The organism is Patescibacteria group bacterium (genome assembly GCA_041665365.1).
Classification (GTDB): domain Bacteria; phylum Patescibacteriota; class Patescibacteriia; order UBA9570; family UBA9570; genus UBA9570.
In genome coordinates, this window is record JBAYIY010000006.1 from 23,220 (window position 1) to 38,547 (window position 15,328).

16 protein-coding genes and 3 tRNA genes are annotated in these 15,328 nt (G+C 43.9%); 7 read left to right on the forward strand and 12 right to left on the reverse strand.

Annotation, left to right across the window (positions count from 1 at the left end; translation table 11 throughout):
- A complete protein-coding gene (locus tag WCV88_03490; GenBank protein MFA6475241.1) occupies positions 1 to 723 on the reverse strand; it encodes a glycosyltransferase in 723 nt (240 codons plus the stop codon).
- Between the two features lie 55 nt (positions 724 to 778).
- Here WCV88_03490 and WCV88_03495 point away from each other — a divergent pair.
- From WCV88_03495 to WCV88_03510, 4 genes are all read left to right on the forward strand, one after another.
- Positions 779 to 850: transfer RNA gene (locus tag WCV88_03495), tRNA-Cys, on the forward strand.
- Between the two features lie 136 nt (positions 851 to 986).
- Positions 987 to 1,059: transfer RNA gene (locus tag WCV88_03500), tRNA-Gly, on the forward strand.
- Positions 1,060 to 1,062: 3 nt separating this feature from the next.
- Positions 1,063 to 1,290, forward strand: a complete 228-nt coding sequence (locus WCV88_03505; protein MFA6475242.1) for a hypothetical protein — start codon at positions 1,063 to 1,065, stop codon at positions 1,288 to 1,290.
- 40 nt (positions 1,291 to 1,330) lie between these two features.
- Positions 1,331 to 1,417 (forward strand) — tRNA-Leu (locus WCV88_03510).
- A gap of 50 nt (positions 1,418 to 1,467) precedes the next feature.
- Here the strand turns inward: WCV88_03510 and WCV88_03515 are convergent.
- The 4 genes from WCV88_03515 to WCV88_03530 are packed head-to-tail and all read right to left on the reverse strand — an operon-like array spanning position 1,468 to position 4,397.
- Positions 1,468 to 2,040, reverse strand: a complete 573-nt coding sequence (locus tag WCV88_03515; protein MFA6475243.1) for a hypothetical protein — start codon at positions 2,038 to 2,040, stop codon at positions 1,468 to 1,470.
- A gap of 2 nt (positions 2,041 to 2,042) precedes the next feature.
- Complete coding sequence (locus tag WCV88_03520; protein MFA6475244.1) at positions 2,043 to 2,837, reverse strand: inositol monophosphatase family protein; 795 nt, start codon at positions 2,835 to 2,837, stop codon at positions 2,043 to 2,045.
- A gap of 1 nt (position 2,838) precedes the next feature.
- Positions 2,839 to 3,555 carry a ribonuclease Z gene (locus WCV88_03525; GenBank protein ID MFA6475245.1) on the reverse strand — a complete coding sequence of 239 codons (717 nt, stop codon included), beginning with the start codon at positions 3,553 to 3,555 and terminating at the stop codon, positions 2,839 to 2,841.
- Positions 3,552 to 4,397 (reverse strand): deoxyribonuclease IV, encoded by an 846-nt coding sequence (locus WCV88_03530; GenBank protein ID MFA6475246.1) that lies wholly within the window; start codon positions 4,395 to 4,397, stop codon positions 3,552 to 3,554. The genes WCV88_03525 and WCV88_03530 overlap by 4 nt, the downstream gene beginning before the upstream one ends.
- Positions 4,398 to 4,462: 65 nt before the next feature.
- On the opposite strand from WCV88_03530, the gene WCV88_03535 reads away from it, so the two are divergent.
- Positions 4,463 to 5,401: an L-lactate dehydrogenase gene (locus WCV88_03535; GenBank protein MFA6475247.1), complete on the forward strand. Its 939-nt coding sequence runs from the start codon at positions 4,463 to 4,465 to the stop codon at positions 5,399 to 5,401.
- A gap of 102 nt (positions 5,402 to 5,503) precedes the next feature.
- Here the strand turns inward: WCV88_03535 and tig are convergent, their stop codons facing one another.
- The 6 genes from tig to WCV88_03565 all read right to left on the reverse strand — a co-directional run bounded on the left by tig (position 5,504) and on the right by WCV88_03565 (position 11,623).
- Positions 5,504 to 6,781 carry a trigger factor gene (gene tig / locus WCV88_03540; protein MFA6475248.1) on the reverse strand — a complete coding sequence of 426 codons (1,278 nt, stop codon included), beginning with the start codon at positions 6,779 to 6,781 and terminating at the stop codon, positions 5,504 to 5,506.
- Between the two features lie 3 nt (positions 6,782 to 6,784).
- Positions 6,785 to 8,791 (reverse strand): sodium-translocating pyrophosphatase, encoded by a 2,007-nt coding sequence (locus WCV88_03545; GenBank protein MFA6475249.1) that lies wholly within the window; start codon positions 8,789 to 8,791, stop codon positions 6,785 to 6,787.
- Positions 8,792 to 8,794: 3 nt separating this feature from the next.
- Positions 8,795 to 9,988 carry a transcription termination factor NusA gene (gene nusA, locus WCV88_03550; GenBank protein MFA6475250.1) on the reverse strand — a complete coding sequence of 398 codons (1,194 nt, stop codon included), beginning with the start codon at positions 9,986 to 9,988 and terminating at the stop codon, positions 8,795 to 8,797.
- A gap of 105 nt (positions 9,989 to 10,093) precedes the next feature.
- Entirely contained in the window at positions 10,094 to 10,441 is a 348-nt protein-coding gene (locus WCV88_03555) for a YraN family protein (GenBank protein MFA6475251.1), read from the reverse strand.
- Positions 10,442 to 10,495: 54 nt separating this feature from the next.
- Positions 10,496 to 11,044 carry a methyltransferase domain-containing protein gene (locus WCV88_03560; GenBank protein MFA6475252.1) on the reverse strand — a complete coding sequence of 183 codons (549 nt, stop codon included), beginning with the start codon at positions 11,042 to 11,044 and terminating at the stop codon, positions 10,496 to 10,498.
- A 3-nt stretch (positions 11,045 to 11,047) separates the two neighbouring features.
- Complete coding sequence (locus WCV88_03565) at positions 11,048 to 11,623, reverse strand: ribonuclease HII (protein ID MFA6475253.1); 576 nt, start codon at positions 11,621 to 11,623, stop codon at positions 11,048 to 11,050.
- A gap of 66 nt (positions 11,624 to 11,689) precedes the next feature.
- On the opposite strand from WCV88_03565, the gene WCV88_03570 reads away from it, so the two are divergent.
- Positions 11,690 to 12,517: a nucleotidyltransferase family protein gene (locus WCV88_03570; protein MFA6475254.1), complete on the forward strand. Its 828-nt coding sequence runs from the start codon at positions 11,690 to 11,692 to the stop codon at positions 12,515 to 12,517.
- Here WCV88_03570 and WCV88_03575 read toward each other — a convergent pair.
- Entirely contained in the window at positions 12,439 to 13,053 is a 615-nt protein-coding gene (locus WCV88_03575; protein MFA6475255.1) for a transposase, read from the reverse strand. The two genes, WCV88_03570 and WCV88_03575, sit on opposite strands and share 79 nt — an antisense overlap.
- Positions 13,054 to 13,508: 455 nt before the next feature.
- Between WCV88_03575 and WCV88_03580 the strand changes: the two genes are divergently transcribed.
- A complete protein-coding gene (locus tag WCV88_03580; protein ID MFA6475256.1) occupies positions 13,509 to 14,942 on the forward strand; it encodes a pyridoxal phosphate-dependent aminotransferase in 1,434 nt (477 codons plus the stop codon).
- The last annotated feature ends 386 nt before the right edge of the window (positions 14,943 to 15,328 follow it).

The following is a 15,328-nucleotide window of genomic DNA, read 5'->3' on the forward strand; positions in this document are numbered from 1 at the left end:
CTAACGTCGTGCCTCCCAATCAGTCTTAGCTATCTTACCAAATACAACTTGTGTAAACCAATTTTTAAACCACTGCCATAACACCTTCGGCCAACCATCGCGCCGATAACGCCGGGGTGACATAGCCACAGTATGGTACCAGAAAAAATTTACTTGGCCTAATTGACCAAGACGTTTATATAATTCAAAATCTTCCGAACTACGTAATTCTGGCCTAAAACCAGATAGCTGAGTAAAGGCTGATCGCCGGATAATCATACAATCTCCCGCTGATGTACCAACTTTTAACACGCGGTTTTGTAACCAAATAAAATAATTAAATAAGTACCACACTACTCGATCAAGCCAAATGCTCTCTGTTGGATAAATAATAATCCGCATGGTGGCTGCAACTGTTCCAGAATTTTTTTCAAAATAAGCGCTCACCTCTGATACAGTTTTCATGATATTGGTAATCCTCACATCGGCATCAATAAACCATAAGATATTACCCTGAGCCACGCGCGCCCCGCGGTTACGACACTCACCAATTGAGGTTCGTTCAGCACCGGGTCGTTCCACCACTTTAGCACCTAACTGGCTAGCCAGTGTTCTAGTTGTATCTGTACTGCCGTTATCTGAAACAATTATCTCATAATCTATCCCTGTTAACACCAAAAATTGTTGTAATGTTTCAGTGATGACTTTTTCCTCATTATAGACGGGAATAATAAACGATATCATCTGGACATGATAGGCGTTTTTTGGTACGGTAGCAAATGCTTTGCAACGTTTTGTTGGCGTGGTAGCCAAGTGGTAAGGCAGGAGTCTGCAAAACTCTTATGCGCCGGTTCGAATCCGGCCCACGCCTCCGTTTATTGACAGCCAATCAAGTTTTACTTATTATACTCTGACTACACCCCGCCCAGGACTAGCGAGTTTACTCGCCGAAGTCCCGAGGCTTCTAAGGGAACCTAGGCGAGTTTACTCGCCGAAGTGAAACGTAGGCGAGAGTAGCTCAGTTGGTAGAGCGTCTCCTTGCCAAGGAGAAGGTCGCGGGTTCGAGCCCCGTTTCTCGCTCATATGTCATCTATTGCCATAGGCGCCAATTATATTCAGCAATGTCGCACTTTAGGGTTTAGCGATTCAGTTATTGCCCAAGCGCTCCAGAAATCTGGCTGGATGCCAGCCGATATCCAAACCGCCATGCAGCAAGCCAACATCCACTCTAAAAAAACTAAGAGTACAGCTTGGTTATGGATAGCGCTGACTATACTGATAGTGGTAGCGTGGCTTTCATTGACTGCTTGAAAGTTTCGCTGTATAACAGTGAAGGTTCTTTATTATTTAAGCCGGGATGGTGGAACTGGTAGACACAACAGACTTAAAATCTGTCGGGAGTAATCCCATGAGGGTTCGATTCCCTCTCTCGGCACCACATTGTTGATTGATTAAATTTAAAAAAACTAATCTTACTTTAAGTGGTTCTTAAGTTTTCTTTGCACGATACCTGGACCAATAGTGCGATAAAAAGAACACTTTATTGTTTGGCTTATTACGAATTTCCTCCAGTTGTTTAAAAAAAGCTTCAAGTCGTAATAGACTATCGTCTGTTTCGGGTAGATTAATAATATCGTTCACTTGTTTACTCACAACATAATAGTTTTCTAAAAAAGTATTAAAGATGTCTGCAAACTCCTCTGCGGATATTCCAACAATTTCCATGATATGTGAATAATTTTCCTGGGCTTGCGAAACAGTGATGTGGTCTTGATCATGAGTAATGGCTCCCCCCGGACTATACCAATTTCGTACCATGAACATCTCTTCGTATGTTTTGAGAATTTTATGACGTAATTTTATAAATGTAGTAGCTGATTCTGGAACTTCATGTCGTTTTTTCCAAGCCTGTAAAATCAATAAATCAGGATTACTTTCTTCATCCTCCCAAGACGTTATGGATAACAGCCCCATTCTCTCGGCTACTTCATACTCAGCTTTTTGAGCTCTCTCTATCTCTCTTCTACTCCGAGGTTCATGTCCATCTCTTCTGCTGTCCATAATCAAATCTTCTTCTGTTTGATTACTTTCAAAATTTGTTTGTGCACTTTGCCATTAGTGGCGACTAAACCATTCTTGGCGATACCATTTGGATTACCATCAAAATCTGTCACCATCCCACCGGCTTCACGCACCATTAACATACCAGCCGCCACATCCCAAATGCGCACCGGTGGGGTGATAATCATACCGTCTACCCGACCAGCCGCCACAAAGGCTAATTCTAAAGACGATGAACCGAAATGTCGCATCGAGCGGGCTTCAAATTCAAAGTGTTGGTAAGCCGCCACGGCGCGTTGTAAGGATTTCTTTTCATGGGAGTAAGCAAAACACAGAAATGACGTTCTTAATTTATCCTCATTAGACACATGCATGCGCATTTCATTACGCCGCGCTCCCTTCCCCTTTTCCGCCACAAATAACTCTCGCGTATAAGGTGAGTAAATAATACCAATAATCGGATCGCCGTCTTTTAATAAAGCGATAGTGGTAGTAAAAAAAGTGTGCCGCATGATGAAATTAGTGGTGCCATCTAATGGATCGACTACCCATTGATACCCACTATTTTTCGCCGTCCCCTTTTTAAACCCTTCTTCCTCCGATAAAATATTATGGGTCGGATAAGCTTCACGGATTTTTTCCACTAAAAAATGATTCACTTTAACATCATGATTAGTGACTAATTCCCGTTTGTCTTTAAACCGAATTTGTTCTGGGGACAAAGCGCGAAAATCCTTCATCAGCATATTCCCTGACCGCAGTGCCAATCCGATCGCAAACTCTTTCATCACATGCATATTATAGATCTATAGTCATTAATTCTTTAGCAATAACCAGTGTACCATTAAATGGCATGTTTGTCTTAGTTAAATCGTAACCATAGTGGGTTAACACTAATTGTTTAACCTTAGCTTGTGTAGCAATATCACTACACTGTTCTGGGTTCAAATGTTGTGCGGATATCTGACCAGGTTGATTGGAACATTCCAATAATAAAACATCGGTTTGCCGAGCTAATGATACTATATTTTCGTTCATACCGGTGTCACCAGAATAAACCACACTATGACCGGCTTGTTCAAAACGAAAGGCCGTAGCTGGAACATTGTGCTTCATCACTGCGGTAGTCACTGTAACATCACCAATTTCTATAGCTGTCAGAGGTTGTTCATAAATAGTTATTTTGGTAGGGACTGGTTCTAATACCAAATCAACCATAGTTTTAAACCATTGTTGAATACCCACTGGACCAACAATAATCAAAGGTTTATCAGCACACGTATTGAAAAAGATCTGAAAAAATGTTAACAAGTCTGCAATGTGATCTGGGTGTAGATGACTAATACAAATAGCATCAATATCACCAACTTGTTTGCCTAATTTGGTAAGAGAATATAAACAACCTCGCCCAAAATCCACTAAGATGTTAACACGCTCTGTTTCAATAAGGTTACCAGTTGAATTATAATTGGCTGTGATATTAAACCGACCACACCCTAATATAGTTAATCTCATATTTGTCTGAATTTTTTTAAAATAGCAACATCATCGGCGCGACCAGCAGCGGGGGTTTCTAGAATAAAATCTTGGTCTTTTAATTTTGGATGATTAAGTAAATATTTAAAAGCTGCCTGACCAATTTTACCCAGGCCAATATGTTCGTGTCGGTCTTTCTTACTATTAAAATCAACTTTTGAATCATTCACCTGAATACAGATTAGTTTTTTTAAACCTAAATATTTATCAAATTGTGAGATTGTCTCGTTTATTAATGCTTCACTTCTTAGATCATACCCAGAACCAAACGCATGTTGGGTGTCTAAACAAAAACCAACTTGGGCATGTTTAGCTTTTTCTATACCGGAATATAATTGTTTCAATTCTGGAAAAGTGCACCCTAAAACACTGCCACTGCCCGCGGCATTTTCTAATAATAATAAACATGTTCCGGTATAACCAGCTAAAACTTGATTCAAACTTTTAATCGCTACGGCTACACCGGTGGCTCGATCTGGCTGGCTGGCGGCACTGCCGGTGTGAAACATTACTCCCTTAACACCAAGTCGCGACCCTCTATCTAGTTCTTGTCTTAACATAGTAATTGAGGCGTGACGTAAACTAGGTTTAGCTGAGGCGAGATTTAATAAATAGGGCGCATGAACATAATAATTCGTGTAACCACATTGTTGCACAGTATCTTTAAATTTTGTCACAGCTTCCGCAGTAAGCTCAGGACACTTGAAAGATTGTGGTGGACGAGAAAACATTTGAAAGGTTTCTAAACCCTCGGCTTTGGCGTTAAGCGCGGCATTATATAAACCACCAGCAGCTGAAACATGGGCACCAATTTGTGACATGTCGGTATTATATATGATTTATGGTATAATTGTAATAATTATATATTATTAATAATAAAATATTTATGCCTGGAAAAGTAACAATCATAGGGGCGGGTAATGTCGGCACCGCGACAGCCTTTGCCCTGGCTATAGACGGCTCAGCTAATAACATCGTTTTGCTAGACCGAAATTTAGAAAAAGCTAAAGGCGAGATTATGGATATTGAACATGGCAGCGCCTTTATGCCTCACACTGAATTCATGGGTTCAAAATCATATAAAGATATTAAAGATTCTGATATTGTTGTGATTACCGCCGGTGCGGCTCAAGCACCCGGTGAATCTAGATTACAGTTATTACAACGTAATGCCGGCATTCTCAAAGGCATTATGAAAGATATAAAAACTTACTCACCAGATAGTATTGTTATTGTCGTTACCAACCCAGTGGATGTACTGACCTACTTAGCTCTTAAATACTCACATTTTCCGCACAATCGTGTGTTTGGTACTGGCACGGTGTTAGATTCAGCTCGGTTTAGGTCTTACTTGGCAAAATATTTTTGCGTCAACGCTCATAATGTTCATGCGCACATTTTAGGTGAACATGGCGATAGTTCTTTCCCAGCTTTGAGTACAGCTAATATTGGTTCTATCCCACTCAGAAAAATGCCGCATTACAATGAAAAAGCGATGTGGGCGATTCATCATACCGTTCGCACCGTAGTTTACGATATTATTAAAAAGAAAGGTTCTACTAACCTCGCTATTGCTACCTGTGTCACACAATTAGTGCATGCCATTCTCAATGACACGCATGAAATATTCCCGGTATCTTCGGTGTTACGCGGTGAATATGGCATCCATGATGTGGCTGTCAGCACACCATCAGTTTTAGGAAAATGCGGCATTATTCAAGAATTAGAGATACCGCTTGACGCCAAAGAAAAAGCCGCCTTGAAAAAATCCGTCAAGATTTTAAAGAAGGCGATTCGATCGGTACACCATCCTGTCTCTCGATGACTCGAGACATCCTTCCTATTGTAGGAAGAATAAGATAAAGAAATAGATTTTTTCTTACTCCCTCCTACAATAGGAGGGCTGGGGAGGTGTTTCCGGGATGGTTTATATCGCCAATTCCTTTAATTTATTTACCGCCTGCTCATTTCGTAATATCGTTCGAACATAACCACGATAATCTAAACCGTCTAAATGTTTCAGCATATCCGGTTGGTTTTTATACTGTGTCTTACGACGCTCCACCTCAGCATTGATGGCATCTTCGGTAACAGTAATGTTTTCTTGCTCCGCTACTTGTTTAATAATCAAAGCACCTTGCACACGTTTTGTGGCTGGTTCTTTCCAGCTGGCTCGTAATTCTTCGGCAGTTTTTTTGATATGGGTAAAATAGTCGGCTAATTTTCCACCCTGATCTTCCACTTGTTCTTTCAGTTCTTCCATCATCCGATCGATTTCGTAATCCAACATCAATTGTGGAATTGGTTCAAAGTCGGCCTGTTTAATTATGGCTTCAATCACTTCTGATTCAAATTTCTGTTCGGCTTTTTGTTCTAATTCTTTCACTAGGTTCTGTCGAATTTGATCTTTTAATTCCTGTAGTGAAGCAAAGTTAAGGCCCTTAGCAAAGTCATCATTCAATTCCGGCAATACTACTTTAGACACTGATTGCACAGTGGCAGTAACATCACATTGTTTACCGGCTAAATGCTTAGCTCCGTAATCATCCGGAAAAGTTACTTGATACTGTTTAGTCTCATGAGCTTTCATTCCCACTAAGGCATCTTCAAAACCGGGAATAAAATTTTTCTCACCCAGCACTACCGGAGTCGCTTTACCTTGACCACCTTCGATTGAAACACCGGCTAATTTTATATCGAAATCGATCACAACTTGATCGCCTAATGCAGCGGCGCGCTCAACTGGTTCATGTTTGGTGCGCAACTTTTTTAAATCCAGCATGGTTTTTTCCAGACGTTTTTCATCAACCACTTCAACTACCTTCTTTACTGTCACCTTTTGGTAATTTTTCAAATCAACCTTGGGCATAATAGCAAACGTTGCAGTATACACTAATGGGTTGCCAGGAGCCAACGTATCTAGATTAACATTTGGTTTACCAACAAAATCAATGGTTTCTTGTTTCACGGCATCTGGCAAAGTTGCTGACAATACATCGTCTACTGCTTCTTGATAAATAGCCATTTCGCCAGCTTTATTTTTTACCATGTCATACGGTGCATGCCCTGGCCGAAAACCAGGAATCGTAATTGATTTCGAAATTCTTTTGGCGGCCTTTTCCAGGTGTGGTTTTAACTCTTCGACAGAGACCTCAACCTTGAGCAAAACCGTTGTTTTGTCTTGAACAGTTTTAGTAATTTGCATATGTTAGGCTAGTAAAACAACCAATAAAAGCGCCACTATATTTAGGACTTTAATCATTGGGTTAATGGCTGGGCCGGCGGTGTCTTTATAAGGATCACCTACGGTATCACCAGTCACAGCGGCGGCATGAGCGGTTGAACCTTTACCGCCGTAATGACCTTTCTCAATATACTTTTTAGCATTGTCCCACGCACCACCACCAGTGGTCATAGAAATAGCTACAAACATACCGAGCACAATTGAACCCATCAAGACTCCCCCCACCGCGACTGGGCCAAGTAACGCCCAGACGATCACTGGCGTGAAAACAACTAACACTACTGGCAAGATCATTTGCCGTAAGGCAGCTTTGGTTACTAGATCAACACACGCCGCATAATCTGGTTGCGCGGTTCCTTCCATAATGCCGGGAATACTTTTAAATTGACGGCGCACTTCTTTGACCACACTACCGGCCGCTTTACCGACGGCTTCCATACACAGAGCGGTAAAGTAATACGTAATCATGCCACCAATAAATAAACCAACAATTACTTTCGGATCTTCCAAACTAAATTTTAAAGTCTCACCTGACCGGGCTAAATAATCTTGTGTAAATGCCGCGAACAATACCAAGGCTGCCAAACCGGCTGAACCAATGGCGTACCCTTTAGTGACGGCTTTAGTGGTGTTACCAACCGCATCAAGCGCATCAGTAATTTCACGCACCTCATCTGGTAATTTAGCCATTTCCGCAATGCCACCGGCATTATCTGTAATTGGTCCAAAAGCATCTATTGTCACAATAATGCCAGCCAAAGATAACATTGCCATGGCCGCTACAGCGATACCGTATAAACCGGCTAAACTGTAGGCAAATAATATAGCGATAACAATCACAAATACTGGGGCTAAGGTTGATTTCAAAGAAATAGCTAAACCTTGAATCACGTTAGTACCATGGCCAGATTGTGACGCAAAGGCGATTGAGCGCACTGGTCGATAACTAGTTGAAGTGTAGTATTCAGTAATCAAAACTAACAAGGCCGTCACGACTAAACCAACTAAAGCCGAACCATATAATTGACCGATTGAATATAATCCATTGTCGAGCATTAACCATTTTGTTACCGGATAAAACACAATCGCCGACAGAACACCAGACACAATCAACCCCTTATACAACGCTCCCATAATTTTATTGGATCCCCCTAATCGAATAAACCAGGTACCAATAATTGAACAAATAATCGCGGCACCACCTAAGACTAACGGGTAAAGTAAAGCTAAATCTTTCGCTTCACCTTTGAAAATAAGTGAACCAAGCAACATCGCTGCCACCGTTGTTACCGCATAAGTTTCAAATAAATCAGCGGCCATACCGGCATCATCACCGACATTATCGCCAACATTATCCGCAATCACAGCTGGATTACGCGGATCATCTTCCGGAATACCGGCTTCAACTTTACCAACCAGGTCAGCCCCGACATCGGCGGCTTTGGTAAAGATACCACCACCGACACGAGCAAACACAGAAATCAAACTACCACCAAAACCTAAACCAATTAAGGCATCAACATTATTTCCAGTGGCCCAAGCAAAACCGGCCACACCTAATAAAGCTAAACCAACCACCAACATACCAGTCACCGTGCCACCTTGCACACCAACTTTCATGGCTGCACCTAAACCTTGACGCGCCGCTTCAGCCGTTCTGACATTGGCGCGCACGGCTACATTCATACCAATATAACTAGCAATCGAAGATAGCACGGCTCCCACTAAAAAGCCGGTCGCCATTAAAATTCCCAATAACCACCACAGTAATAAAAATAAACCAATGGCAATTACAGCAATAGTGCGGTATTGTCGATTAAGATAAGCCGAAGCACCAGTTTGAATCGCTTTGGCAATGCGCTGCATGTCTTCATTACCGGCTGGTTTCTTATTTATTTGAACGATTAAAACTACGCCATAGATAATAGCCACTACAGCGGTGCTTAATGAAAATATTATTCCTGGATGCATATATTATTCAGTTTTAGTTGATTCAATTTTTTCTACTTCTTTCTCTTCTTTTTTTTCAGCGTCTTCAGCTCGAATGATATCAATCGACCAACCGGTTAAGCGGGAAGCTAACCGGACATTCTGACCACCCTTACCAATCGCTAAGGAGAATTGATCTTCTGGAACTTCAGCGGTGGCAATTTTTTTACCGTCTACTTCTTTCAATGAAACACTAGTAATTTTAGCTGGAGATAATGCATTGATAATAAACTTAACAGCATCGTCATCATAATGAATGATATCAATTTTTTCACCACCAAGTTCTGTAATCACAGTTTGTACGCGGGTACCACGTTGACCAACACATGAACCAATTGGATCAATACTTGGGTCGGTTGCGGCCACGGCAATTTTGGTACGCGAACCGGCTTCACGGGCAATCGCTTTAACCACCACACTGCCGGAACCAATTTCCGGCACTTCAGCAGCAAACAAAGCCGATACTAAATTAGCATTGGAGCGTGAGGCAATAATTTCAGGCCCACGGTGCGTTTTTTCGATTGATAGTAATAATACTTTTATGCGTTGACCGGGTTTATATACTTCACTGCGCACCTGTTCGGCTGGAGGCATAACCGCCACGGCTTGACCCAGATCAACAAAAACCACTTTACCTTCCACCCGTTGAATCATAACGTTGATCACTTCGCCCACACGATCTTGATACAACTTGAAGAGTGTTTCCCGTTCGGCTTCACGCAATTTTTGAATAATCACTTGTTTGGCTGTTTGTGCGGCCATTCGACCAAATTCAGCCGGCACTTCTACTTCATCACGAATTTCATCACCTAATTCAATATCAGCAATTTCCTCTTTCGCTTGGGTATAAGGAATATCTGTTTTAGGATTAAAGCGTTTTACCGGTTCACCTTTGTCATCTAACGCTGGAGCACTTTCTACTAAACCAGTCGTAGCGTCTTTATCTTTTTGATATTGCTCATATAAAGCATCTTCCACTACAGTGGTCACTTCAAATATACGCATCGAGCCATCATTAGGGTTAAATTCCACGCGAATGTCTTTTCCCTTCTGGCCCATCTCTTTACGGTAAGCTACCGCTAAAGCGGTTTCAATTGTTTCTACCACGGCTTCAAACGGAATGCCTTTTTCTTCGCAAATCTGTTTGATGGCCGCACCGACTTCTTTTGGATCTGGCATAAATATAGAATTGGTTAGAGACATGCCATGGCATGTCTTATAAATAAAAAAAGTAGTATTTTTAATACTACTTCACATTAGTCTGTAAAGAGTATGGCGGATGGGTTAGTTCTTGTCAATACTAGGAAGAAACATAATGTTTTGCCCGATGATACCGATGGCACCAATCGCTAAACCAGTATAGGTTAGGTGATGATCTGTCACGTAGGTTAAGCCTAGTCGCCGCAGCATACAGCGTTTACGTCGACCAATCGCATGAAATGGGTGCCCATAGCGCCAACCCGATCTAGTTTTGACTTCAAAAAAATATATCACCGTATCTTTTTTAGCGATAATATCAATCTCTCCACTGCGCCTGCTCCAGTTTCGTTCCAAAATGGTATAACCTAGTTTTAGTAGGTATTCGGTCGCTTGGTTTTCACCGGTTTTCCCAGTTTCATGTCTAGCATACATAAAAAACGCTTCCCACACACAATAGGCAGCGCTTGTCCGAGCATGGTAGCACGCTTACTTCACGAACACAAGTCCCCAGTGGTATGGTCCGGCGTTAAATTCAGCGGTTAATTGCATGTGTAGATCTTCGGCTATTTTTTTCACCTCCTCTGGATGTACGCGCATGTCATTAACTGGCCCCAGTGGCGCTGTGACATCTGGTTTCCAATCAACCACAATCAGTTTTCCACCTGGTCGAACCATGCGATGACATTCTTGAACCATTTTCGCGCGTTGTTTAGATTGAAACAGAACTGTTACCATAAAACCGACCATCAAGCTGTTATCCCGAATCGCTTTAGTAGCACCATAGATTTCTAAATCACTCCACACCGTTTGCACATTATTCAAACCATGCATTTTGGCTTTATTTTGTACGGCCGGCAAAATAGTTTTAACCACATCAACTGCATAAACGATACCATTTTTGCCCACTTGCGCCGCCGCTGGCAAAGCGAGCTTGGCCTCACGCCCAGTACCAAAATCGGCCACATAATCACCCAATTTTAATTGGGCATGATACAAAATTGTTTTTACATCAATCATCGGACTATTCATTTGCATGGCTTAAGTATAAAGCAGCTTGTGAATCGGAGCAAATGATTTTCTATGATAGGGGCTAATTCCATATTTTTTTAATTGTTGTTGGTGTAAAGCTGTACCGTACCCTTTATGTTGGCCAAACATGTATTTACCATCAACTGTATCAAGATAGTGCATTAAAGTATCTCGCACCACTTTGGCCACAATCGAGGCGGCACCAATTGTATAATTAGTTGCATCACCATGAATAATTTTCTTGATTGGTAAATAATGATGCAAGACAAAACCGTCTACTAAAATAAGCTCTGGCGCTGGATCAAGGTGGGTAATGCAGTAAGATAGAGCAAACATATTGGCTTGATGCACACCCAACTGATCAATATCCGTTTGCGGCACAGACACAACCACACAGCTAATGGCCGTCGAGACTATTTTTGGAAATAATTTGATTCTTTGTTGGTGTGATAACTGCTTAGAATCAGCCACACCGGTAATTCGTTTTCCTTGTGGCATAATAATGGCACAAGCCACTAATGGCCCAGCCCAGGCACCTCGCCCGACTTCATCAACCCCGGCAATTAGATGATAACTTTCCTTCATCTTTTTAGTATACACCCATGCCCTGTTACTTGACCTGAAAAAATAGTATGATAACATGTGACACCTATGGCGAAACGAATTGGTAAGGATCGACTCACTATCACCATGCGACAAGATGTCTTAGCTGCGCTTGATAGCTTCATTAATGGTGATACCATTCGTAATCGTTCTCAAGCCATCGAACATATCGTTGCCCGTCATCTTGGCACTGGCATTGATACTTGTGTGATTTTAGCCAGTGGCCGTGAAGATCAATCGATCAAATGTTTAAAACGCGTGCAAAATCGGCCTGTGATTGCCTATACCATTGAGATGTTGCGTCTGGCTAACATTCACAACATCATTATGGTAATAAATAAGAAATGTCCGGATATAAAACAATATTTGGGTAACGGTTTACAATACAGAGTTAATATTCAATATATTGAAGAAGACAATCCGACTGGCACGGCACAATCGTTGCAGAAGGTAAAAGGTCTGATCGATAAAACATTTTTATTGTTATATGGTGATGTACTGGCCGATATAGATATTCAGGAATTGGTTAGATTTCATCATGACATGGATCATATTATAATGACCCTAGCCGTGACCGCCGCCACTAATCCATCTTTGTATGGTGTGGCCGAACTACAAGGTAAACGAATTTATCGCTTAATCGAAAAACCAACTCAACTAAAAAAGAGTAATCTCGTCGTCGCTGGTGTGGCTGTGTGTGAACCTGAACTGTTTAAAGAAATACCAGAGCATTGTGAAAATAAATATTTAGCCCGAGACATCCTCCCAGATTTAGCCCACCGTGGACAAATTGGCGGTTATCCTTTTTCCAACAAATGGTTTGATGTGTCCCATGAGGATGAATACACCCGCGCGCAAGCGGAGTGGGTGGAATAAAACATTTTTTTTGGATTGTTATAAATATATTGCCGGGTATAATCCAATTGCCGTGGTGTGCGAATAATTTCATCGTAATACCGGGGTTGCCAATGGAAATATTGATCCGGTTGTTTTTTTCGAATATAAAACGTGGTGACACCTTTATACCATCGAATTATATGCGGTAACGATGTGGGATGTAACATTGGATTATTTTGTTTTGTCACCCCACCGGTTTGATGAAACCCTCTGGTAGAGACGCGATTAATCGCGTCTCTACCAGAGGGTTTCATGTACACAATCCCATGCATGTGATCCGGCATGATCACAAACGCATCCAATTGCATATGTGGAAAATGTTCCGGAATGTTTAACCAATATTGATGGGCTGTTTCACCAATATCCGATAAACACATATAACCGTTTTTAATAAAACCAAATGGGTTTTTGTATCGCTGTTTTACGCAAATCGTAATAAAATACCACCCCGGTGTGGCATAATTCCAACCGGTTAATCGAATTGATGGTGTAAAATACCGTTGCCTATATAACATAAAACGCCCCATAAGGCGGCGCTTTTCATGAACAGGTTATCACAAATAATTGGTTTACACAATGTTTGATATATAACGTAAACAATCAACCTGGTATATGACGTCGACAATCATCCGGTAGAGACGCGATTAATCGCGTCTCTACCGGATGATTGTCGACCGGATGATTGTTCATTTTAACGGGTGATTTTACGATTCCCCCATTCAGGTGTGACAATCCACCTGGACAACCAAAACCAATCCCTGTACAAATGGTGGGTCTTGTTCTTTTTATCGTGGTACACCCGCATTTTTATTGATCACAATTACTGATGTGAGGTGAGTTTGGTGATGAGTGAAAGTGAGGGTGTACCCAAAAAGTTCCCCCTGCACGGTCCAGTGGGATCGTGTTTTCGTGTACAAAGAAAATCAACCTGAACAAGAAGGAATGACAAGTGGCCCCCAACAACCTCCCCGTGTACGACAACGGGGATATCTTGAAGTTGACCGTCGCGGTCGACCCGAACATCGTTCGGGCTGACATGCCGGCGGTGAATCGCACGTCTGCGGAACTCAAGAACCTGGGCACGATCGTCCAGGACGCCCTGATCGAAGAGGGCAAGGAACTGGTGCAGGCCGGAATCGGCGATGCCAACACGGAGTACACGCTCCGTGATTTGGCTGAGGCCATCAACTCGGCGGCACACCGGGATGTGCTGCCAATCTCTGGCCTCGTCACGCCGGACGCACCGGCGTTCCACCTCGAGTACGGCGATGTTCGGGGTATCCACGCCCTGATCACTGTGCTCAAAAACTTCCTCGGCGTCCTCCTCGGCATCGAGGTTCGCGACTACGTGACGATCACCCACGGTGGGCGCTCGGCGGTCTTTATGGCCGTCCGTTCATTCACGCAGTTCATGGTCGCTACCCTGAAGTCGATGGGCGTCGAGGGACCGCCAATGGTGGCGGTTCCAGTGGAAACCTGGGGAACCTACCCCAACATCGTCGCCCAGGCGCTGGGCGACGGGGTATTCCACCCGATCCCCTGCAGAGACGGCCTGCTCGACGCCGAAGCACTCGACGAAGCGTGCACGCGCAACCCGCGCATTCGCATGCTCATCTTCTGCAATCCGGTGAATCCGAGCGGCCGGACGTATGGATCCGATCGCATGGCGCGGATCGCCAGGATCGTGGCCAAACACAAGTTGTGCGTCCACGCCGATGACATGTACGCGATGTTTGCGTGGGTTCACCCCCATCGCAGCATCCTGCGCGCTGCCGCGGCGCTGGCGCACTCGGGTGAAAAGGAGGTTGGAGAGTGGGTCGCATCCCACACCACCCTCCTCACGGGTGTCATGAAGGCCGGGGGCTCGGGTTCCCGTGTGAACTTCATGGTCATCCCGAACGACAATCTGCGGGCTCGCTTCGTCGCGAACCAGGGCGACCTGTACGGTCCGCCGAACATGATGGGGCAGCTGTTGCAGCTCGCCTTCATCAAGCACGGTGGGCCGGAGCGCGTCTGGCTCGAGATGAAGGAGCGGCGTGATGCCCTCCAGGCCAAGCTGACCGAGGTCGCCGGACGTATCACCGGCTGCCCGATCACCCTGACCTGGAGTGCTATGGAAGGCGGTTTCTACACCGCCATGCACCTCAACGGCATCGGTGGAATGAAGTACACCGATCGCAGCGGTACCTCCCGGGTCATCATGACGGGCGAGGATATGGCTCGGTTCCTCGTCCAGCGGGCTGGCATCGTCGCCACGCCCGATGTCGCGGCGTGCGTCGGTGACGTCACCTTCGCGCGCATCGCGTATGGCATGATGCGTCCGGAGACCGTCGAGGTTTTCGGCAACCAGTTGGCAGACGCCGTGATCGGGCTGTGCGCCGAAAACGGCCACAACCCGAAGTAGCTTCCCTAGGTTCGCCGTTGAGGTAAAAGGTGGGAAGTACGCTCTCCCCCTGGTCACGCGCACTTGACCGCGCGAAAGTGACCACCCCAACGGCGGCCTTTGGGGAAGAACAAGACAACGAGGAGAACAAGTGTGTGTGCTATATCCAGCGGGACGTAGCACACCGAATGTTCTCCTCCCTTCAGCAATCTGTATCAATTTATTGGTACAGATTGATTAGGGAAAAAATATAAAAACCCGGTAGAGACGTTGTATGCAACGTCTCTACCGGGTTTTTGTGATTATTATGTGTATGGTCGGGGGTGAGCGCATGATGTGTGGCGCTCAAACCCCCGAACCTGTGTGTGATCAATATCGCTGTGATTTCGGGATCCCGTGATCTAGAA

Excerpts from the sequence above, each read along its gene's own strand:
- WCV88_03490 (MFA6475241.1), bottom strand. The coding sequence starts at position 723 with ATGATATCGTTTATTATTCCCGTCTATAATGAGGAAAAAGTCATCACT.
- WCV88_03505 (MFA6475242.1), top strand. The coding sequence starts at position 1,063 with ATGTCATCTATTGCCATAGGCGCCAATTATATTCAGCAATGTCGCACT.
- WCV88_03515 (MFA6475243.1), bottom strand. The coding sequence starts at position 2,040 with ATGGACAGCAGAAGAGATGGACATGAACCTCGGAGTAGAAGAGAGATA.
- WCV88_03520 (MFA6475244.1), bottom strand. The coding sequence starts at position 2,837 with ATGCATGTGATGAAAGAGTTTGCGATCGGATTGGCACTGCGGTCAGGG.
- WCV88_03525 (MFA6475245.1), bottom strand. The coding sequence starts at position 3,555 with ATGAGATTAACTATATTAGGGTGTGGTCGGTTTAATATCACAGCCAAT.
- WCV88_03530 (MFA6475246.1), bottom strand. The coding sequence starts at position 4,397 with ATGTCACAAATTGGTGCCCATGTTTCAGCTGCTGGTGGTTTATATAAT.
- WCV88_03535 (MFA6475247.1), top strand. The coding sequence starts at position 4,463 with ATGCCTGGAAAAGTAACAATCATAGGGGCGGGTAATGTCGGCACCGCG.
- tig (MFA6475248.1), bottom strand. The coding sequence starts at position 6,781 with ATGCAAATTACTAAAACTGTTCAAGACAAAACAACGGTTTTGCTCAAG.
- WCV88_03545 (MFA6475249.1), bottom strand. The coding sequence starts at position 8,791 with ATGCATCCAGGAATAATATTTTCATTAAGCACCGCTGTAGTGGCTATT.
- nusA (MFA6475250.1), bottom strand. The coding sequence starts at position 9,988 with ATGCCAGATCCAAAAGAAGTCGGTGCGGCCATCAAACAGATTTGCGAA.
- WCV88_03555 (MFA6475251.1), bottom strand. The coding sequence starts at position 10,441 with ATGTATGCTAGACATGAAACTGGGAAAACCGGTGAAAACCAAGCGACC.
- WCV88_03560 (MFA6475252.1), bottom strand. The coding sequence starts at position 11,044 with ATGCAAATGAATAGTCCGATGATTGATGTAAAAACAATTTTGTATCAT.
- WCV88_03565 (MFA6475253.1), bottom strand. The coding sequence starts at position 11,623 with ATGAAGGAAAGTTATCATCTAATTGCCGGGGTTGATGAAGTCGGGCGA.
- WCV88_03570 (MFA6475254.1), top strand. The coding sequence starts at position 11,690 with ATGGCGAAACGAATTGGTAAGGATCGACTCACTATCACCATGCGACAA.
- WCV88_03575 (MFA6475255.1), bottom strand. The coding sequence starts at position 13,053 with ATGTTATATAGGCAACGGTATTTTACACCATCAATTCGATTAACCGGT.